General features: G+C 65.0%; 24 protein-coding genes. 20 read left to right on the top strand and 4 right to left on the bottom strand.

Features of this window, described 5'->3' with window-relative positions; genetic code table 11:
* Positions 1-40 precede the first annotated feature (40 nt).
* Positions 41-1,006, bottom strand: a complete 966-nt coding sequence (locus NKJ34_RS02730) for a C-terminal binding protein (protein WP_253736721.1) — start codon at positions 1,004-1,006, stop codon at positions 41-43.
* A gap of 117 nt (positions 1,007-1,123) precedes the next feature.
* Here NKJ34_RS02730 and NKJ34_RS02725 point away from each other — a divergent pair, with 117 nt between their 5' ends.
* Both NKJ34_RS02725 and NKJ34_RS02720 read left to right on the top strand, forming a co-directional pair.
* Complete coding sequence (locus NKJ34_RS02725; protein WP_253736720.1) at positions 1,124-1,876, top strand: FkbM family methyltransferase; 753 nt, start codon at positions 1,124-1,126, stop codon at positions 1,874-1,876.
* Between the two features lie 91 nt (positions 1,877-1,967).
* A complete protein-coding gene (locus NKJ34_RS02720) occupies positions 1,968-2,237 on the top strand; it encodes a DUF7571 family protein (RefSeq protein ID WP_253736719.1) in 270 nt (89 codons plus the stop codon).
* A gap of 11 nt (positions 2,238-2,248) precedes the next feature.
* Here the strand turns inward: NKJ34_RS02720 and NKJ34_RS02715 are convergent, their stop codons facing one another.
* A complete protein-coding gene (locus NKJ34_RS02715) occupies positions 2,249-3,220 on the bottom strand; it encodes a VOC family protein (protein ID WP_253736718.1) in 972 nt (323 codons plus the stop codon).
* Positions 3,221-3,342: 122 nt separating this feature from the next.
* On the opposite strand from NKJ34_RS02715, the gene NKJ34_RS02710 reads away from it, so the two are divergent.
* Positions 3,343-4,044 carry a GNAT family N-acetyltransferase gene (locus NKJ34_RS02710; RefSeq protein WP_253736717.1) on the top strand — a complete coding sequence of 234 codons (702 nt, stop codon included), beginning with the start codon at positions 3,343-3,345 and terminating at the stop codon, positions 4,042-4,044.
* Between the two features lie 2 nt (positions 4,045-4,046).
* A complete protein-coding gene (fen, locus tag NKJ34_RS02705) occupies positions 4,047-5,027 on the top strand; it encodes a flap endonuclease-1 (protein ID WP_253736716.1) in 981 nt (326 codons plus the stop codon).
* Here fen and NKJ34_RS02700 read toward each other — a convergent pair.
* Entirely contained in the window at positions 5,024-5,716 is a 693-nt protein-coding gene (locus NKJ34_RS02700; protein ID WP_253736715.1) for an RNA ligase partner protein, read from the bottom strand. The two genes, fen and NKJ34_RS02700, sit on opposite strands and share 4 nt — an antisense overlap.
* 130 nt (positions 5,717-5,846) lie before the next feature.
* On the opposite strand from NKJ34_RS02700, the gene NKJ34_RS02695 reads away from it, so the two are divergent.
* The 15 genes from NKJ34_RS02695 (at position 5,847) to NKJ34_RS02630 (ending at position 17,703) form a co-directional block, all read left to right on the top strand.
* Positions 5,847-6,956, top strand: a complete 1,110-nt coding sequence (locus NKJ34_RS02695) for an RNA ligase (RefSeq protein WP_253736714.1) — start codon at positions 5,847-5,849, stop codon at positions 6,954-6,956.
* Between the two features lie 54 nt (positions 6,957-7,010).
* The gene (locus NKJ34_RS02690) at positions 7,011-7,274 is read left to right on the top strand and encodes a BolA/IbaG family iron-sulfur metabolism protein (protein WP_253736713.1); all 264 of its coding nucleotides are present in this window, start codon (positions 7,011-7,013) and stop codon (positions 7,272-7,274) included.
* 61 nt (positions 7,275-7,335) lie between these two features.
* Positions 7,336-8,745, top strand: coding sequence for a class II fumarate hydratase (locus NKJ34_RS02685; RefSeq protein WP_253736712.1), 1,410 nt, complete (start codon positions 7,336-7,338; stop codon positions 8,743-8,745).
* A gap of 246 nt (positions 8,746-8,991) precedes the next feature.
* Complete coding sequence (locus NKJ34_RS02680; protein WP_253736711.1) at positions 8,992-10,104, top strand: eCIS core domain-containing protein; 1,113 nt, start codon at positions 8,992-8,994, stop codon at positions 10,102-10,104.
* A 6-nt stretch (positions 10,105-10,110) separates the two neighbouring features.
* On the top strand, positions 10,111-11,067 hold the full coding sequence (locus NKJ34_RS02675; RefSeq protein WP_484494512.1) for a DUF7958 family protein: 957 nt from the start codon (positions 10,111-10,113) through the stop codon (positions 11,065-11,067).
* Positions 11,068-11,427: 360 nt separating this feature from the next.
* Complete coding sequence (locus NKJ34_RS15830; RefSeq protein ID WP_303647401.1) at positions 11,428-11,592, top strand: HVO_2901 family zinc finger protein; 165 nt, start codon at positions 11,428-11,430, stop codon at positions 11,590-11,592.
* A 115-nt stretch (positions 11,593-11,707) separates the two neighbouring features.
* A complete protein-coding gene (gene gatE / locus NKJ34_RS02670; protein WP_253736709.1) occupies positions 11,708-13,582 on the top strand; it encodes a Glu-tRNA(Gln) amidotransferase subunit GatE in 1,875 nt (624 codons plus the stop codon).
* Between the two features lie 40 nt (positions 13,583-13,622).
* Complete coding sequence (locus NKJ34_RS02665) at positions 13,623-14,066, top strand: MaoC family dehydratase (protein WP_253736708.1); 444 nt, start codon at positions 13,623-13,625, stop codon at positions 14,064-14,066.
* A gap of 292 nt (positions 14,067-14,358) precedes the next feature.
* Complete coding sequence (gene rpl7ae / locus NKJ34_RS02660; RefSeq protein ID WP_253736707.1) at positions 14,359-14,721, top strand: 50S ribosomal protein L7Ae; 363 nt, start codon at positions 14,359-14,361, stop codon at positions 14,719-14,721.
* Between the two features lie 6 nt (positions 14,722-14,727).
* Positions 14,728-14,952: a 30S ribosomal protein S28e gene (locus tag NKJ34_RS02655; RefSeq protein WP_253736706.1), complete on the top strand. Its 225-nt coding sequence runs from the start codon at positions 14,728-14,730 to the stop codon at positions 14,950-14,952.
* Complete coding sequence (locus NKJ34_RS02650) at positions 14,952-15,137, top strand: 50S ribosomal protein L24e (protein WP_253736705.1); 186 nt, start codon at positions 14,952-14,954, stop codon at positions 15,135-15,137. The genes NKJ34_RS02655 and NKJ34_RS02650 overlap by 1 nt, the downstream gene beginning before the upstream one ends.
* Positions 15,138-15,199: 62 nt before the next feature.
* Positions 15,200-15,664, top strand: a complete 465-nt coding sequence (gene ndk / locus NKJ34_RS02645) for a nucleoside-diphosphate kinase (protein WP_253736704.1) — start codon at positions 15,200-15,202, stop codon at positions 15,662-15,664.
* A gap of 93 nt (positions 15,665-15,757) precedes the next feature.
* The gene (locus tag NKJ34_RS02640; protein ID WP_253736703.1) at positions 15,758-16,027 is read left to right on the top strand and encodes a hypothetical protein; all 270 of its coding nucleotides are present in this window, start codon (positions 15,758-15,760) and stop codon (positions 16,025-16,027) included.
* An 81-nt stretch (positions 16,028-16,108) separates the two neighbouring features.
* Entirely contained in the window at positions 16,109-16,372 is a 264-nt protein-coding gene (locus tag NKJ34_RS02635; RefSeq protein WP_253736702.1) for a DUF7542 family protein, read from the top strand.
* A 230-nt stretch (positions 16,373-16,602) separates the two neighbouring features.
* The gene (locus NKJ34_RS02630; protein WP_253736701.1) at positions 16,603-17,703 is read left to right on the top strand and encodes an NADH:flavin oxidoreductase/NADH oxidase; all 1,101 of its coding nucleotides are present in this window, start codon (positions 16,603-16,605) and stop codon (positions 17,701-17,703) included.
* A gap of 4 nt (positions 17,704-17,707) precedes the next feature.
* Here the strand turns inward: NKJ34_RS02630 and NKJ34_RS02625 are convergent, their stop codons facing one another.
* Positions 17,708-18,016 (bottom strand): hypothetical protein, encoded by a 309-nt coding sequence (locus NKJ34_RS02625; RefSeq protein WP_253736700.1) that lies wholly within the window; start codon positions 18,014-18,016, stop codon positions 17,708-17,710.
* A gap of 216 nt (positions 18,017-18,232) precedes the next feature.
* Between NKJ34_RS02625 and NKJ34_RS02620 the strand changes: the two genes are divergently transcribed.
* On the top strand, positions 18,233-19,831 hold the full coding sequence (locus NKJ34_RS02620) for a bacterio-opsin activator domain-containing protein (RefSeq protein ID WP_253736699.1): 1,599 nt from the start codon (positions 18,233-18,235) through the stop codon (positions 19,829-19,831).
* Position 19,832: the final 1 nt, after the last annotated feature.

Here is a 19,832-nt window from a genome sequence, read left to right as displayed (position 1 = left end):
ATGGTGTGGGCCGACCGCTCCTAAACGTTGCCGTCCGGCTCTATAGCCAGTCGCTCTCGGGGTCGACGTAGCCCTTGGGCTGCTCGTCGGCGAGCACCGCAAGGATGTCGTTGGCCATGTGCTCGTTGAGGTAGGCCAGCGACTCCTCCGAGTAGAACGCCGTATGCGGGGTGAGGATCACGTCGTCGCGCTCCAGCAGCGGCGAATCCTCCGGCGGCTCGGTTTCCAGCACGTCGAGCCCTGCGGCGGCGATCTCGCCTTCTTCGAGCGCCCACGCCAGCGCGTCCTCCTTGACGATCGGGCCACGACCCACGTTGACAAGGACCGCCGTATCGCTCATCCGTCGGAACGCATCGCGGTCGAACATGCCGCGGGTGTCGTCGGTCAGCGGCGCGTGGATCGAGACGTGGTCGGCCTCCTCAAGCAGGTCGTCGAACGGCACTTTCTCGACGCCGTACTCGGCCATTTCTTCCTCGTCGACGTAGGGGTCGGCCGCGACGAACCGGCAGTCGAACCCCTGCAGTTTCTCGGCGGTCGCCTGCGCCAACTGGCCGAACGAGAGGAAGCCGACGGTCTCGCCGGTCAGCCGGTAGATCGGCTGGCCGTCGGTCCAGTGCCAGTTGCCGCCTTTGACTGCCGAATCGAAGACGCTGAGGCGGCGAATGCCCGCAAACAGCAGCGAGGCGGCGTGGGTCGAGACCTCGTCGCGACAGTAGTCGGGAACGTTGACCACCGTCACGTCGTTGGCAGCGGCGGCCTCGAAGTCGATCCGGTCGACGCCGACGCCGGCGCGGGCGACGACCTGTAGCTGCTCGCACTCCTCGAAGACCACCGTCGGGACCGGCGTGTTGACGTCGACGATCAGCCCGGCGGCCTCGCGGGCGGCGTCGACGATGTCGTCGGCCGACTCCAAGTCGGCCACAACGACCTCCGCCTCGTCGCCGAGTACCGATGCCAACGTTTCGGTCCGGATCATCGCATCCTCGCTCGCCACTATCGTTGTCATACAGTCGTGCTTTCGGTGGGGACACATGAATGGCTGCCGGATTCCCACTGACTGATACATTGCGGCGTGATACCGTAAATCACGAATATCCAAGGGCCGCGGACCCCTCGGGCCGGTGTGGACCGACTCCTGACGTGGGGCCGTCGACGGCTTCGCCGGTTGGGCTACCGGAGCTACTACCGGCTGGTCGCGGTCAACTACGCCCATCGGGTGCTCGCGACCGAGAACCGAACCCCTGCGGGTCGGTTCGACAGCTACGAGTTGCTCAACCGCCACGGCAGCGACCCGATGCTGGCCGCACTCGACGCTCACTGCGGCCCCGAGGCGGTGATCTACGATCTCGGAGCCAACGTCGGTATCTACGCGCTGGCGCTGGCGGTCGACGCGCCGGGCCGCCGTCTCGTCGCCGTCGAACCGACGCCCCGGACCTGCACCCACCTGCGGGCGAACGTCGACTGCAACGACCTCGGCGATCGGATCGAGGTCGTCGCCTGTGGCGTCGGCGATGCCGACGAGACGCGGCCGTTCTTTGTCTCGATGTATCCCGAACTCTCGGGATTCGACCGCGAGAGTGCGACCCGCTGGGAAGCCGACCTCGCCGAGAGCATCGCGCTGCCGATCCGGCGCGTCGACAGCATCGTGGCCGACTACCCCCCACCTGACGCGATCAAGATCGACGTCGAGGGTGCGAGCCCCGCCGTCCTCCGGGGAGCCCGCGAGACCCTCGAAACCCACCGACCGACCCTGTTTATCGAGGTTCACGAGGCAGGGCTGTCGACCGACACCGGCCGCGAGGTGCGAGCGATCCTCTCGGCGGCCGGCTACGCCGTCGACGAGCGGGACGGCTACTGGCGGTGCGACCCACCCTGATCAGGTCGACCCCGCTCCCGATCAGTAGCGCGGCAATTGTACCAAGAGACAAGTATATGTGGCGTGGTCACATGGCTCAAACTGCATCGTTATGCAATCGTGCCACAGCTGCCAGACGGTTATCGACGAGTACACATTGGACAAACAACTCGAACCGCTGCGCGACCTGACGGTCGACGATTTCAACGTCTGTGCGGACTGCGTGACGGTCGTCGCCGACGCCTGCATCGAGTGCGGTGGCGCGGTGTACGTCCCGCGGGGCGACGCTGTGGAACCCGACCTCTGTCCGGCCTGCCGGGCCGAGTGTATCACTGTCACCGGCGTCGATCCCGGCTGGACCGCCGACTCGCTGTCGAGTTGAGCGGCAGGCTCCTATTCGTTTCTCGGGATCGTCACGTCGGTCAACCCGGCTTCGATCGCCTCGCGTCGACTCCCGAACTCCCCCGGTAGGACGAGCCGCTCGCCGAGTTCGTCGAGGGGTTCGTCGCTGTCGTACCCCGGGTCGCTCGTGGCGAGTTCAAACAGCACGCCGTTCGGTTCGCGGAAGTAGACCGACCGGAACCAGTGGCGGTCGATCTGGTTGGTCGGCCGGACACTGTGTCTGCTGACGGCCGTCCGCATCGCTTCCTGCTCCTCGTCGGTCGGCGTCTGGAAGGCGACGTGGTGGACCGTCCCGTGGCCCTGCCGGCCGCCCTCGATGGTCGGGAGGACGTCGACGTATTTGCCGACCAGCCCACTCGCCGCAAACCGGGTGCGCTCGTCGCCCGGCGTGTCGCCCGGCGACTCCTCGGTGCCGACCACCTCGAACCCCATCGTTCGCAGCAGTTCCTCGGTCTGGAACGGATCGCCCAGCCAGAGCGTCACCGAGTGGAAGCCGCGGATGGCGTGTTCCGCGGGGACGAACTCGGTCCACGGCACCGTGGGATCGTCGTCCGGAATCTCGACAGCCACGAGTTCGATCGGCAGGCCGTCGGGGTCGGTAAAGGGGAGGACTGTCTCGCCGAAGCGGTCGACGCGATCCTGATAGTCGACGCCGTACTCGTCGAACCGCGCTTCCCAGTAGTCGAGGCTCCCCTCGGGGACCCGGAAGGCGGTCCGGGAGACTTGGCCGGTGCCGACCTTTCCCCGGCGCATGTTCTCCCACGGGAAGAAGGTCATGCTGGTGCCGGGGGTGCCCTCCCTGTCTGCGAAGAAGAAGTGGTAGGTCGACGGATCGTCCTGATTGATCGACCGCTTGACGAGTCGGAGGCCGAGGGTCTCGACCCAGAAATCCATGTTGCGCTGTGGATCACCCGCGATACAGGTGACGTGGTGGATGCCCGGCGTTGCTGGTGTGTCTGTCATGCCTGTATATAGGGCGGTCCGGCTACTTGAGTACGCGGTGACACGAGTGTTACCGCCGTCGACGGACCGTGTAAGCCCCTTCCGACACGACCATTCTTGTGGTGCGGCCACCGACATCTGGTATGGAGTTCGCCCTCCTCGGCTGGCCGGTCGACGAACCCCGACTCCGGCTGGACTACCGCCGGTTCAGCTACGCCGGGAAGTTCGTCACTGGCAATACCGGTATTGCCGTGGCACGTGGCGAGCCACCCGTCGACCACGACACGCCGGACGGCGATGACCCACAGGGTGTCGACGGCCTCGCGTCGCTCCCCGAGGGCCTTTCGGCGGCGGCGTTCGACACCGATATCCTCGTGGCTGCCGCGTTCAACGCCGACCGAACCGACGCCGAGACGCTATGGATCCGGTATCTCACCGTTCGCAACGACCTCCGCGGCAGCGGTCTCCGACTCGGGCCGCGGCTCGCGGCGTTCGTCACCGCAGAGGCGCTCGATCGCGGCTACGACCGGGTCCGGATCGCCGTCAACAACGTCTTTTCGTACCACGCGCTCTACCGGGCCGGATTCGGCACGACCGGCCGTGAGACGGGACTCGCCGAACTGATTCTGCAACGACCCACGGGGCAGCGAGCCGCGGTGTCGACCTCGGGCTACCAACGCGGTCTCGACCGGTTTCGTGGTCGAGACGGGCTGTCTGCGGCCGAGGAGTCGTTTTTGCACGATCACGAGGCGGCCGATCCGCCGGACCCGGTCGAGGACAACGACCGCTCGCAAACCGGGACCGACGACTCGGGGGTTTCAAATCCGCAGGGCTCCAGCGAGTAGCCATGGGAAACGCGGATCTTCGCTCGCTGGCGGCGCTCTCGGAGTGCCCCTTCGCCGACATCGAGGGCAACGTCGTCGCGGTCGACGCCCACAACTGGCTGTATCGGTATCTGACGACGACGGTCAAATGGACCAACGATTCGATCTACACGACCGACGACGGCACCGAAGTCGCCAATCTCGTCGGGATCGTTCAGGGGCTCCCGAAGTTCTTCGAGCACGACCTCACGCCCGTCTTCGTGTTCGATGGTGGCGTCACGGAATTAAAAGACGACGAGGTCGAGCGTCGACGGGAGAACCGCAAGGAGGCCGAAGAACGGCTTGAGCAGGCCAAGGAAGACGGAGACACGGTCGAAGCCGCCCGGTTGTCGGCCCGGACGGTCCGGCTCACCGAGACGATCCACGAGACCAGCCGCGAACTGCTGGACCTGATGGATGTCCCGTACATCGACGCGCCCGCCGAGGGCGAGGCCCAGGCCGCCTACATGACCCGGATCGGCGACGCCGACTACGTCGGCAGCGAGGACTACGACACGCTCCTCTTTGGCGCACCCCGAACCCTGCGGGGGCTGACGAGCAAGGGCCATCCCGAACTGATGGAACTCCAGCCGACTCTCGACAACCACGACATCAGCTACGAGCAGTTGGTCGACGCCGCCATGCTCTGCGGCACCGACTTCAACGAGGGAATCAACGGGATCGGCCCCAAGACGGCGATCAAACTGATCAAGGAACACGGCGATCTGTTCGCGGTCCTGGAGGCCCGTGGCGACCATATTGAGTTCGCCGACCGGATTCGTGAGCTGTTTTTCGATCCGCCGGTGACGGACGACTACGAGTACGATACCGACATCAACCCTGATCTGTCTGCTGCCCGTGAGTATGTGACCGAGGAGTGGGAAGTCGACGAGAGCGAGGTCGAACGCGGCTTCGAGCGCATCGAATCCTCGGTCGTCCAGACCGGGCTGGATCGCTGGAGTTAGCCCCCTTCGTCTTGCGGGCGGGGATGATCGAGTCGGTCGAGGGCGTCGACCGCTTCCAGATAATCGTAGAGCAGCGGCGGGAAATCCTGCCCACGGAGGTATCGGAGCCCGAAGTCCTCGGTCCACGCGATGATGCCCGTGTCCTCGGTGACGACGCCAGCATCGAGTTCGCGGGCCAGAATCAGAAGGTCGAAATCCTCCCGCGAGTCGAGGACCCCCTGCCGGAGCGCCCGCCGGTAGCGATCCCGGAGATCCGAGATTACGGCGTCGACCTCGGTCATGTGGTCGTGGTCCGCGACCGGCTCGTCACCCGAGGTCTCGGCCCGGCGGACGGCCTCCTCCGAAACGCGGAGCCCTCGATCCACGCGGTCGCTCATCTCGTCGACGAACCGATAGACCACGTCGGCTGGAATCGAGACTGTGTATCGGTCGGGATGCTTGCGGATGACCCACGTGGTGAGTGTCGACTGGGTCGACGCCGACACACCCCGGGCGTCGAGCATCGTCGTCAGTTCGCTGTGGATCGACGGCGGCATGTGACAGGAGATGTCCAGCTCCAGCCGCGCGGCCGCGATCAGATCCAGCAGCCTGTCGATGGCCTCCTCCAGCGTTTCCTCGTCGCGACGGATCTCCTCGGTGATGAACAGCGACGTATCGAGGACGAACCGTTGTTTGAACGAGCGGTCCATATGTCGACCTCAACCCCCGTCGGTTTGTAGCTCCAGATCCGTCCGTCGAACTGGATTCGATTCCTGAAATTCGCACGACAGCGAGGGAACGGCGAGGAGATTGATGGGTGTCGACGGCGTGGGTTATGTCATGGAGTACCACGACCAACTCGGGCTGTCTCGGGAGCGGTTCGCCGACCTCGCCGAGCAGTTCCACGACGACAGCTACGCGGGTCGGGAGTACCGTCGACTGCCCGACTACCGCAAGGCCGTCGAGAAGGGGACCGTACTGGTCGCCGGAACCGTAGTTCGTGGCTTTCCGAAGATCCCCCGCTGTCTGGTGCTCGACGAGGGAATCCCCCAGCATTTCGACCGCGAGATCGCCGTCGAGGAGAAGCTCAACGGCTACAACGTCCGCGTGGCCCGCATCGAGGGCGACGTGCTGGCCTTCACGCGCAGCGGGATCGTCTGTCCGTTTACGACGCACAAGGTCAGGACGCTACTCCCCGTCGACCGCTTTTTCGAGCAGCATCCCGACCGAATGCTCTGCGGTGAGATGATCGGCCCCGAAAACCCCTACACGACCGCCGACTGCTACGATGTCGACTCGATCGCCTTCCGGGCGTTCGACATCCGCGAGCGCGTCAGCGGCGAGTCGCTGCCGGTGGAAGATCGGCGCGCAGCCTGTGCAGACCTCGGGATTCCGCAGGTCGACCTGTTCGGGATCTATACGCCCAGCGAGGCGGTCGAGTCGACGCCCGAGACCATAGACGATCTCGACGAGCGGGACCGCGAGGGAATCGTAATGAAGACGATCGACGGCGGCCAACAATTGAAATACACCACCTCGGCGGCCAATCAGGGCGATCTGGCCTTCGCCTTTGGCCTCCCGTTCGACTACGGCCGGGATTTCTCCTTCCGGCGGCTCATCCGCGAAGGGTTCCAGTCGGTCGAGTTCGCCGACACTGAGGCGGAGCGACGGGCGCGCGCCCACGGCGTCGGCGAGTCGCTACTCGTGCCGATGACCGAGGCCATCGAGGCGGTCGACGGGGGCGAGCGACTCGGCGAGCGCCACACGGTTCGCGCCGACCCGCGGGTCGTCGACGCCTTACTGGAGCATCTCCGCGAGCAGGGGCTGACGCTGGACATCGAACAGGATCGGCGAGTCGAGGGCCAGCGGGTGCTCACGTTTTCGAAGCGCATCCAGAAGTCGACCGACAAGATCGATAGCTACCTCGGTGGGACGATCGTCAACGAGTGAGCCCATGACCGCCCGAAGCCTGCCGTTTTTAGTGGTCGGCCCCAACGTCCAGCCATGAACGCAGCCGATATCGAGGCCGCGATCGAAGCGGGGATCGAGGACGCCGAGGCGACGGTGAGTCGACCGCGCGCGGTCGACGAGGAGTTCGAGGACGCCCACTACGCCGCCGAGGTCGTCTCGCCGGCCTTCGAGGGCAAGCGCCTCGTCGCCCAACACCAACTCGTCTACGACGCCCTCGGCGAGGCGATGACGACCGACATCCACGCCATCGAACTCAAGACCTACACCCCCGAGGAGTACACCGAGGAGACGGCCTAATCGGTCCCAGACTCCGGGAAGATCAGTAGCTTTTACCCCGGAATCCCGCGTTGGGCCGCGTATGTCCGACGAGTTCAGAACCGAAGCCGACAGTCTCGGAGAGATGCAGGTTCCCGCGGACGCCTACTGGGGCGCACAGACCCAGCGCGCCGTCGAGAACTTCCCCATCTCGGGGATCGCGTTCGGTCGACGCTTCGTCCGCGCGCTCGGCATCGTCAAGAAGGCCGCCGCACAGGCCAACCGCGATCTCGGCCTGCTGGACGACGACATTGCCGAGGCCATCGTCGACGCCGCCGACGAGGTCATCGCCGGCGACCACGACGACCAGTTCCCGGTCGACATCTTCCAGACCGGCTCGGGCACCTCCTCGAACATGAACGCCAACGAGGTCATCGCCAACCGCGCCGCCGAGATCATGGGCCACGAGATTGGCGACCGCGTCGTCCACCCCAACGACCACGTCAACTACGGCCAGTCCAGCAACGACGTGATCCCGACCGCGATGCACGTCTCGGCGCTCGAAGCGGTCGCCAAGGACGTGGTTCCGGCGCTCGAAACACTCGCCGAATCGCTCGGCGAGAAGGAAGACGAATTCGACGGCGTCGTCAAGACGGGCCGAACCCACCTGCAGGACGCAACCCCGGTCCGACTCGGCCAGGAGTTCGGCGGCTACCGCGCTCAGATCGAGAAGGGGATCGCTCGCGCCGAGAACATCCAAGACCATCTCGGCGAACTCGCCCTCGGCGGGACCGCGACCGGCACCGGGCTCAACACCCACCCCGAGTTCCCTGAGCGCGCCGCGGAATATATGTCCGAGGAGACCGGTCTCCAGTTCCGCGAGGCCGACAACCACTTCGAGGCACAGGCCGCTCACGACGCGATGTCAGAGGCCCACGGCGCGCTCCGGACCGTCGCTGGCTCCCTGAACAAGATCGCCAACGACCTCCGACTCCTCGCCTCGGGGCCGCGCAACGGGCTCGGCGAGATCGAACAGCCCGAAAACCAGCCCGGCTCATCGATCATGCCCGGCAAGATCAACCCGGTGGTCGCCGAATCGGTCAACCAGCTCCACAAACAGGTCGTCGGCAACGACGCCGCCGTCTCCGCGGGCGCGAGCGAGGGGCAGATCGATCTCAACCTCTACAAACCGGTGCTCGCCCACAACTTCCTCCAGTCGGCCGAACTCATTGCGAACGGTTCGGAGATCTTCGCCGAGCGGTTCGTCGACAAACTCGAAGCCAACGAGGAGTACTGCGCCGAGCAGGTCGAACAGTCGATGGCCCTCGCAACGGCGCTCAACCCCGCGATCGGCTACGACAAGGCCTCGAAAGTCGCCAAGAAGGCGCTCGCCGAGGGGAAGACGGTCCGCGAAGTGGCCGTCGACGAGGGATACCTCACGCCCGAGGAGGCCGACGAGGTACTCGATCCCGAAGCGATGACCCACCGCGGGATTCTCGGCACCGACGAGTAGCGACGAACAGCACCGAGCGCGCTGTCGACTGTTTTTCACCCCCGATATTTCAAATAGGATGACGGTGGCACGCCACTGTAGAGTCTCTCCATGGGGTTTCGCTCATTCGATCGGACGGAAACCACTGCCAGCTCGAGTTCGGTAGCTCGGACTACTCGACAACACGGATCGACTCCACAGGAGTCACACCAACAGTCGTCAGGGATCTGGACGAACGACATCGAGCAGGGCGAACAACACTTCGAAATGACGATTCCCGACCATCGGACGCTCCAGCGGTTGCAGACCCACGAGTCGACCTACGGCCAGCACGTCCACGAGTGGGTCGACGAGGGGATGCCGACCGATATCATGGGCAAGACCCGTGACATGGAGGCCTTCCGCGAGCGACAGGCCGAGCGCCCCTCGGCGGTACCAACGAATATCGAACGACAGAACCGCCGATCCGTACTGCGGAGCGAGAAAGCCGTCGACGACACCGATCGGGCTGGAGAGACGGGTGTGCCCGATTCGGTTCGGGATGTGATCTCGTCGACTGGCCGGTCGCTCGATAGCTCGATCCAGCGGGCGATGGAGGATCGGATGGGGGAGTCGTTTAGCGACGTACAGATTCACACTGGCCCGCAGGCCGCCGCAGCCTGCGAGGCGATCAACGCCCGCGCGTTCACCGTCGGCAATCATGTCGCGTTCAATGCCGGCGAGTACGATCCGGGATCGCTGGAGGGCCAGCACGTGCTGGCTCACGAGTTGGCACACGTGAGACAGCAGACGGATGGCGCAGTGTCGATGTTGCCGCAGGACGATATGGCGTTGGAGGTCGACCCCGATCCCGCCCTCGAACGCGAGGCCGAGGAGGTCGCCCAGCAGGTCATGGAAGACGGGCCTGTCGTCGTCAATCGGATGGGCTGTGCGATGCACGTTCAGCGCTCGGCGAAGGGCGGGATGCTCTACGAGGCGGTCGACGATCTCGAAACGCGCGTGGAACACACCGAACAGCGGCAGGAACAGTTGATGGAGACGATGCTCGAAGCCACGCCCGGAGCCACGGAGGGAGTCGACCTGCCGGCGGTCGCAACGAAGGGTGCTGCCGGCTTTGCGGCCGGAGCGACTGCGGGATCGGTTCTCGGTCCCGGCTCGGCCATCGCGGGCGCTGGCGGCGCAGTCGTCGGAATGGCCAGCGCGATCTCCGGTGATCTCGCCAAGGAGACGATCGGTTCACTCATCACCAACCGCCCCGGTGGCGAAGCCGACCGACTCGAAGAGATGTACCACGAGATGGCCGAAATGTACGAAGAGCTCGTCGCGGCCAGAGAGAATCATGGTGGCACGCCCACGGGCGATGCACAAAGTCGACGGTGAAAAATTATGGATGCAATAATAACAGGTGAATCAGAGAGAATTGGTCTGAGTGTTATAGACAATAATGGTGCTGAGCATCTAATCGAGATGGATGAGACAGGAGATATCCTGTATCACCAATGTGAGGCGTACGCAGACGATGCCAGCAAGCGCACCGCCGAAGACAACGAACACAACAATCAGGCGCGGCGATACACCAGATACTACGTGTTCGCCGAGCGGGGCTATGAGGCAGTCGACCACACCGACAACCCGGCCTATATCGAAGCCGTCCGGCAGGCTATCGATAGCCTCTCGCCGGCCGAGTTCGAGCAGTTTTTCGGCGCACTCCACACCCAGATCCGGAGCCACCACGACCCCGTCGACCGGCCGGTCGAACTCCCATCGGCCGTCCGGAAGCCGAATGGGGTCGTCTACGAACAGGACATCTATCTCGGTCTCGATCTCTCCGAGACATCCATCACCGATCGGGCCCGCGAGCTAGCGACGGCCTACGGAATCTCGCTTGAAGACAACACCGAGGTCCGTCCAGTATCCGAACTCTCGGACGCCGACCTCGACCGCTGGCAGTCGTTCAGTGATGACTTCCACGAGGATCCCGGTGTTGATCCACGCGACACCGATCTCACGGTCAGTGCCGTCTCGGGGATTCACGTCGGCTATCCGAATCGACAGGGTCGACACGAAGTCGCAGCAGCCGATGATCCGTTCGACCGGCAGGCAGACACACGACTCGAACTCCTCCCGTATGCGCCCGCGTCGCTTGCCGCGTTCCGGGGGTTCCTCGACTACCACCTTCGATGCCAGATCCGGGACTGTTTCGTCAAAATGGGTGTCGTCCCACCCGAACCGTACCGCCGTCTCGGGTTCGGAAAGTTCCGTGAGGCCCGCCGATACGACCGGTTTTCGATGTATCCCGAACTGCACACACGTGATGGTGACCACACGCCGCTGATCGGCTGATCGACATCCGCGCACTGAAGCGGTAATCTACTGCGGGATTCTCGGCACCGAGGAGTAGGCCAGCCGACTCGGGGTGCGAACTGCCCATCCGTTTCGTCAGTCCGCTCACAGTGACCAGTCGACACGGCCTGTCGGCCGAGTGTGGCCGGTCGACACTGAACGATCGTGAGGGATTCGGGCGGCTACGTTCGAATACAGTCGATTTTGAGAGAGATGTGCGCCAGTAGTTGGCACGTTACAGGGATTCGAAACCCCGGTGTCGACCGTTCGAATCACAAGACGGAGCCGAATTAATACCGGCTACTGGCCGTTAGCCTCGAAAACGATATTTTGAAGCCGGTACCTGTCGTCCGTTCAAATATGCCTCAGCTTCAGACACGGGGACGCGACCTGTTACTGTGCCGAAAATGTGGATCGACGTTCCCGGAGGGGCAGGCCACCCGCGACGGGTGGCACTACGAGTGTCCGACCGAGGACTGTGACTCCGAAGGCCTCGGAGAAGGGCTCCGTCGCGTACGATCCTAACCACTGCCGTCCCGACCGATCCGGCCCCCTCCCCCGTGGGGTGGCCGGAGCTGCCGTGTTTTGACCCGCTCGGCATCTGCATCCTTTTTAGGCCCCCGTCTCCCACGTTCGCCCAATGAGTAGCTCCGAGTACGACTACGAGTCACTCGGTCTCGTCGCCGGTCTCGAAATTCACCAACAGCTCGACACCGAAACCAAGCTGTTCTGTGAGTCGCCGACCGAGATCCGCGAGCCCGAAGACGCCGAGCGAACGATCACTCGATTTCTGCACCCAACGAAGAGCGAACTGGGCGAACTCGACGACGCCGCCCTCGAAGAGAGCCGCGTCGACCGCGAGTTCGAGTACCTCGCCTACGACACCACCTGTCTGGTCGAGGAGGACGACGAACCGCCGACGGAGGTCGACGACGAGGCCCTCGCCGTGGCGATGCAGATCGCCTCGCTGCTCGATATGCAGATCGTCGACCAGCTTCACGTCATGCGCAAACTGGTCATTGACGGCTCGAACACCTCGGGATTCCAGCGCACGATGCTGCTCGGGCAGGAAGGCGAGATCCAGACGAGCGACGGGCCAGTATCAGTGGTCGACCTCCTGCTGGAAGAGGAGTCCGCCCAGCGCGTCGAGGAACGGGACGACGGCGTCCTCTACAGCCTCGACCGCCTCGGCGTCCCGCTCGTGGAGATCGGGACGGGGCCGGACATCCGGAGCCCACAGCAGGCTAAAGAAGCCGCCGAACGCATCGGGATGCTCCTGCGGTCGACGGGCAAAGTAAAGCGCGGCCTCGGCACCATCCGACAGGACGTCAACGTCTCCATCGAGGAGGGCGCACGCGTCGAGATCAAAGGCGTGCAGGCCCTCGACCAGATCGACGAGATCGTCGAACTGGAGGTCCAGCGCCAATCGGAGTTGGTCGACATCGCCGCCGAACTCGGCGAGCGCGAGGCCGGTGTCGGCGACACACAGGATGTGACCGCGGTCTTCGAAGACACCGACTCCGGCGTCATCGGTGGCGCACTCGGCTCGGGTGGCAAGGTCACAGCGGTCCCCCTCTTCGGATTCGACGGACTCGTCGGCCGGGAGATCCAGCCCGACCGCCGACTCGGCACCGAGTTCTCCGACCATGCCAAACGCCACGGCGCGGGCGGCATCTTCCACACCGACGAACTGCCGGCCTACGGCGTTACGGAGGCGGAAGTCGACGCGCTCCGAGAGGCTGTCGACGCAGGCCCAGAAGACGCGGTCGCCATCGTCGCGGCCGATCCGGAGACCGCCGATCTCGCTATCGAGGCGGTCGCCGAGCGCGCGGCGACGGCTATAGAGGGCGTGCCGGAGGAGACCCGCGATGCGACCGAGGAGGGAACCACTCGATATCTCCGCCCGCTGCCCGGCGCAGCACGGATGTACCCCGAGACCGACGTACCGCCGGTCGAACCCGATCCCAGCGAGATCGAGGAGCCCGAACTACTGACCGCAAAGGTCGACCGCTACCAAGACGAATTCGGGCTCGACAGCGGCCTCGCCGAGCAGGTCGCCTACGGCCGCCGGATGCCGCTGTTCGAGGAGGCCGTCGAGCAGGGCGTCGACGCCACCTTCGCGGCATCGGTGCTCGAAAGCACGGTCGTCGAACTCCGCCGGGACGATGTCCCGGTCGAAAACCTCGCGGATGCCCACTTCCTCGCGGTGTTCGAACTCGTGGCCGACGACGAACTCGCAAAGGAGGGCGTGGGTGACGTGCTGACGGTGCTGGCCGAGCAGCCCGATCTGAGCGCCGAGGACGCGGTCGAGGAGGCCGGACTCGGCGGCGTCGACGAGGGCGAGGTCCGCGAAGTCATCGTCGGCGTCGTCGAGCGCAACAGCGAGCAGGTCGCCGAGGAGGGGATGGCCGCCTTTTCCGGACTCATGGGCGAGTGTATGGGCCAACTCCGCGGGAAGGCCGACGGCGAGACGATCAGCAGCATTCTCCGCGAGGAGATCGGCAAGCGGAGCTGAGCAGCCCACTCTTTTGTCCGTCCGGCACCGAGCCGAGGCAATGACGCTGTATTTCGAAGATTTCGCTGTCGACGACGAGTGGACCAGCGATACATACGAAGTGACCGAAACCGAGATCGTCGACTTCGCCGCCCAGTACGACCCCCAGTGGTTCCACACCGATCCCGACCGCGCGGCCGAAAAGTCGCCCTACGGCGGCCTGATCGCCAGCGGCTGGCACACGGCGTCGGTGTCGATGCGGCTGCTCGTCGACTGCCTCCTCTCGGAGGCAGCCACGAGGGGCGCGAAAGGCGTCGACGACCTCCGCTGGTGGCAGCCGGTCCAGCCGGGGGACTCACTCTCGGTTCGGGCCACTGTTGAGGAGCGGGAGGTCGACAGCGATCGGCGCGGAACGGTTCGACTGCGTGTCGAAACCGCGAACGAGGACGACGAGGTCGTGTTTTCGATGGTCGGGATCGTGCTGTTCGCCCGCCGCGACACGTAGGCCACAGGGAAACTGGTAGCCAGTCGACAGCACACTGATGAGTGATGCCGGCAGCACGGTCGGCGTGGGGCGCGTGTGGGATGGCTCGGCACGGGCCCGCGTGTGTCGACGCCGAAAACCCCCACAAGGGGCCGTGGTGAGACCTCACACGGGTGGGACGGTTTGAAAGCGCTTTTATGGGGGTGAGTCGAACGAAGGGGTACAGCCTATCGGGGTTGATGATACGCCTCGCCGTCAGGGACCAACCGTTCGGCGAGGACGTGCGAGCCCACGGATAGGAGAGGTACAACATATGGCAGTTTACGTAGATTACGACACCCCAGCCGACCTCGCAGAGCGCGCACTCGACGCCCTCGAGGTCGCCCGAGACACAGGTAGTGTAAAGAAAGGAACCAACGAGACCACCAAGGCCGTCGAGCGCGGCAACGCCCAGCTCGTCTACGTCGCCGAGGACGTCTCGCCCGAAGAGATCGTGATGCACCTCCCCGAGATTTCCGAGGAGAAGGGCATTCCGGTCGTCTTCGTCGAAACGCAGGACGACGTCGGTCACGCCGCCGGACTCGAAGTTGGCTCCGCGGCCGCCGCCATCGTCGACGCCGGCGACGCATCGGACGACGTCGAGGACATCGGCGCGAAGGTCGAGGAACTCCAGTAACCCACCATGAGCGCAGAGGAGAACGCCACCGACTCGACGGCCGCGGAGGTCATCGAGGTCGTCGGCAAGACCGGGATGCACGGCGAGGCCATGCAGGTCAAGTGCCGCATCCAAGAAGGCTCGAATCAGGGCCGTATCATCACCCGCAACGTGCTGGGTCCGATCCGCGAGGGCGATATCCTGCAGCTGCGGGAGACCCAGCGTGATGCGGACTCCATCGGAGGCCAATAATGGTTGAAACACGCACCTGCGACTACTCAGGCGACGAGATCGAGCCCGGCACGGGCACGATGTACGTCAAGACAGACGGTACCGTCCTCCACTTCAAGGACTCGAAGGCCGAGAAGAACTATCTGCTCGGCCGCGAGGCCCGCGATCTGGAGTGGACCGAAGCAGGCCGCGAAAGCGGCAACTAACCCGAATCGATCGGCAACTATACCGCCATAAGCGGTAACCTGATCCCCTACCAACAGTATCCATGAGTAACGACGAGCGGACCTTCGTAATGGTAAAGCCCGACGGTGTCCAGCGCGGTCTCATCGGCGAGATTATCTCCCGGTTCGAACAGCGAGGACTGAAGCTCGTCGGCGCCAAGGCCATGCAGATCGACCAGCAGCTGGCCGAACAGCACTACGCCGAACACGAGGACAAACCCTTCTTCGAGGGGTTGGTCGACTTCATCACGTCGGCCCCGGTGTTCGCGATGGTCTGGGAGGGGAAAGACGCCACCCGACAGGTCCGGCGGATGGTCGGCGAGACCGACCCCGCCGAGTCGCCGCCGGGAACGATCCGCGGCGATTACGGGCTGGATCTCGGCCGGAACCTGATCCACGCCTCGGACCACGAGGATCCCGGCTCGAACGAACGCGAGATCGACCTGTTTTTCGACGACGACGAACTGCTCGACTACGAGCAGGTCACCGCCGAGTGGCGCTACGAGTAGCGCCATCGAGCCGGGCCAGTGGCTCCCGCCGCAGTCCCACTGTCCTATAATTCCCGCAATCCTAATTGTGTCGGGAGCCGTAGCTCCGTCCGTATGAACACGAACTGCCGAAAACTCGGCGCGTTGTGGGCGATCGGACAGGGACTCCTCACTGCAGTCGTTCCCCAGTTCAACGTGGCGATCTTCAAGAAGATGCTGGGCAAGAACTTCGACCACGCCGGCGATCTCGAAGCGACGCCGGCGTACCTCCGGCAGCTCCGGGCGGTCGGCATCGGATTCGCCGCGGCCGGCATCGCAACCCTCGCCATGGAGCGGGCCGCTGCCGATGCGGACGACGATGAGACGGACGCCGACACAGCGTGAGGTCCGGATCGGCTGTCGGCATCGTTTGGGCGCAGTCGACGAATACGGAGCGTTTTCACGCCACAGATCCAACAGCTACTGATGGATACTGACCACGTCGTGATCGAGTGTCGGGACTGCGAGTTTCGGGCATCGTTTCCGAACCTCGGTCGGGCACGGCTCGCGTTGGCCGATCACGAGTCCGAGCAGGGCCACGATGTCGACTGGGAGATCGACCGCGTCGCCGCCGGCGTCGCACGCGCGGGGGCCGACGCCGGCGTCTGTGGGGTCGATGGCTGCGAAAATCCGGATTCGCCGCTGCTCGATCGCCAAGCCGCGGAGTCGACAGAGCAGGTCGACGAGTAGAACGGCGCTGTCGCTCACCAGTGTAGAAGTGAGAACGCCATCAGCTACGGTCGGGCTCAGTGTGCGGTTTGACGCGCATGGTTATCGAAACCCGACCGGCGGCATGACGTTCGCAATTAGTTGTAGCGTCGGTGGCGGCATATAGGTGTTGATCGAATCGTCTGTCGGTAGCAATACACGATCCTTCCGGGATCCATGCATACTTGCCTCCGGGTCGACTCCGTCCAGTGATGAGTGCCGATCTGTTCACGCCGCTGTCGCTCCGTGAGACGACGATCCCGAACCGGGTGATGGTCTCGCCGATGTGCCAATACTCCTGTGAGGACCGCGACGGCCGGGCCACCGACTGGCACGCCCAACACCTTACCAGCCGGGCAGTCGGCGGCGCGGGCCTCGTGATGACCGAGGCGACTGCCGTCGACCCACGGGGCCGCATCTCGCCCGAGGATCTCGGGATCTGGAGCGACGACCACGTCGACCCGCTGGCTGACATGACGTCGTTTATCAAAGAACAGGGGAGCGTGCCGGGGATCCAACTCGCCCACGCCGGGCGCAAGGCCTCGACCAGTCGACCGTGGGAGGGCCACGATCCACTCCAGCCCGCCGACGGCGGCTGGGACGTCCTCGGGCCGACCGACGAACCGTATCCGTACGACGGTCAGGAGCCGCCGGAGACGAGTCGAATGGGTGACGAGCAACTGGCCGCGGTCACCGAGGCGTTCGTCGACGCCGCCAGGCGCGCCGACACGGCGGGCTTCGAGATCGCCGAGGTCCACGCCGCCCACGGCTACCTGCTCCACGAGTTCCTCTCGCCGGTGACCAATACCCGCGACGACGAGTACGGCGGCAGCTTCGACAACCGAATCCGGTTCCCGCTCGACGTCATCACGGCGGTCCGCGAGGTGTGGCCCGACGACAAGCCGCTGTTCGTCCGGATCTCAGCGACCGACTGGCTCGATGATCGCGAATCGTGGGACGTCGATCAGTCGGTCCGCTTCGCCGACCGTGCGGCCGAAGCAGGCGTTGACTTCGTCGACGTGAGCGCAGGCGGGATCCACCCCGATCAGGAACTCCCGTCGACCGGGCCGGGCTATCAGGTCCCCTACGCCGAGCGGATCAAAAGCGAAACCGACGCCGAACTCGCCGTCGGCGCAGTCGGCGGGATCACCGCCCCCGAGCAGGCCGACGCCGTGCTCCGCAACGGGCGGGCCGATATGGCGATCATCGGCCGCGAGCACCTCCGCGACCCCTACTTCACGCTCCATGCGGCCCGTCAGTTGGGTCGCGAGGATGCCGTCGAGGTGCCGCCGCAGTACGAACGGGCGTTCTGACGGGCTACGTGTATTTGATTAACAGTTCCCGGTCGGCGTCGTACTCGAAGACGGGCTCTCGGTCCAGCGCCGGCAACACCGTTCCGGTCAGCGCCGTCCGGATGGTCGACCGACTCGTCTCCTCGGGTTCGCGGTCGGCGATCAGGTCGACGAGGTGGTCGACCGGGACGACGCCGGCGTCGGCACTGCCGACGGCCTCGACGACCCAGCGGCGCCACTCGCGGCGCTGATCGTCCGACGTCGCTGGCCCGTCCGTGATTGTTAGCTCGTCGCCCGGCGGCGAGTCGGCCCGGTGTGGTCCGTACTGACACATCGTTCGTATTTCGTCCTATGTGAGCCAACTGAATAGCCCTTCGGTCCGCTCGGGTACGTCGACAGTATCGATCAGTATCCGGCCACGACCGAGCCGCAAGCGGTTTCGAAGCGGCGTCGGTTTCCGGCCAGTAATCGAGTGTGGCTGTCGCTACGTCGACACTAACCAGACCTATAGTGCAGTATCGGTTATTCGTCCCACCGGCCAACCGATCGTATGGAGAGCCGTCTACAGCTGTTGGGGGAATCGCTGGACGCGCTCCCGGTGAACGTCTCGGTGCTGGACGACGAGGGGACGATCGTCCAGACCAACCGGGCATGGCGCGAGTTCGGCCGCCGGAACGACATCCAGACGCCGGCCGACACAATCGGCACCAACTATCTCGACGTCTGCGGGCAGTCCTCGACCGAGACGGCGACCGAGACGCGCCGCGGGCTCGCCGAACTACTGGCGGGCACCCGCGATCAGTTCCAACTGGAGTACCCCTGTCATTCGCCGGTCGAACAGCGCTGGTTCCTGCTGGTCGCCGTCCCGGTTGTCATCGAGGGCCGTCGACACGCCGTCGTCGCCCACATCAACGTCACCGAGTACCGACTCGCCGCCCGGCGGCGCGAACGGGAGTTGGCACATCTCGAAGCGATCACCGATCTCAGTGCGGCGATTCGGGCGGTCACCCACGCCGTCATCGATCAGTCCTCGCGGGCGGAGATCGACGAGACGGTCTGTTCGGCGCTCGTCGAGACGACGGGCTACGACTGTGCGTGGGTCGGCGCAGTCGACGGGCCGAGCGGCGCGATCACGGTGCGAGCCAGCGCGGGCGACTGCCCCGACGGGATCGCCGCCGACGGTACCTTCGAGCGACCGTTCGGGGAGACGGTTGTCCGGCAGGCGATCTGGACCCGCGAGGTACAGTCGACGGGCGAGATCCGCGAGGAGCCGGCCTTCGACTGGCGGGACGACGCGGGGGAGGCCTACACCAAGCAGGCGATCGCGGCCGTGCCGATCGCCCACCATGGAGCGCTGTACGGCGTCTGCTGTGTGTACACTGATCGGTCGACCGCTTTCGGCCCCGACGAGCGGGCGATCCTCGCTCAGCTCGGGGCGGTCGTCGGCCACGCGATCGCCGCCGGCGAACACCAACAGGCGCTGATGAGCGACGAACTGATCGAGGTCGACCTCCGGATCCCGGCCGCCGTCGAGCAGCCACAGCCGACTGCCGACTGGCGAGTCGAGGTGACCCAGACGGTCGCTGCGGCCGACGGCGACTACGTCGTCTACGGCACGACGACCGACGACGAACTCGCGGCACTCAGCGCGGTCGTCGACCCCGACCCTGATATCGACCTCACGGTCATCGGCGGTCCACCCGAATCGGTACGGATCGCCCTCCGATTCACGGGGGCGTGTATCATCCCACTGCTGGCGGCCCACGGCTGGTCGACCGACGCCGCGGTGCTCGACGGCGGCGAGTGGTTCCTGACGGTCCACCTGCCGACGAGCGATCGCGTCCGGGATCTGATGGATACCGTCCGTGAGATGGCTCCGGACGCCGAGCTACTGGCTCGTCGACAGATCCACGCCGAGCCGGTCGACACTTCGCGCGACGCCTCGGCGATCGGCGAACTGACCGACCGGCAACAAACAGTACTCAAAACGGCCCACGCGGCGGGCTACTTCGAGTGGCCGCGGGAGGCCTCCGGCGAGGAGATCGCCGCGACGCTGGGTATCTCCGCGCCGACGTTCCATCAACACCTGCGGCTCGGGGAGCGAAAACTCATGAATGCAGTCCTCTCCGGCGAGGCGGTTGGGGGGTAGT

It is taken from the genome of Halohasta salina (assembly GCF_024178165.1).
In the GTDB taxonomy this organism is placed as follows: Archaea; Halobacteriota; Halobacteria; order Halobacteriales; family Haloferacaceae; genus Halohasta; species Halohasta salina.
The sequence above is the reverse complement of the archived record's forward strand: the minus strand, read 5'-3'. Positions and strand labels throughout refer to the sequence as shown.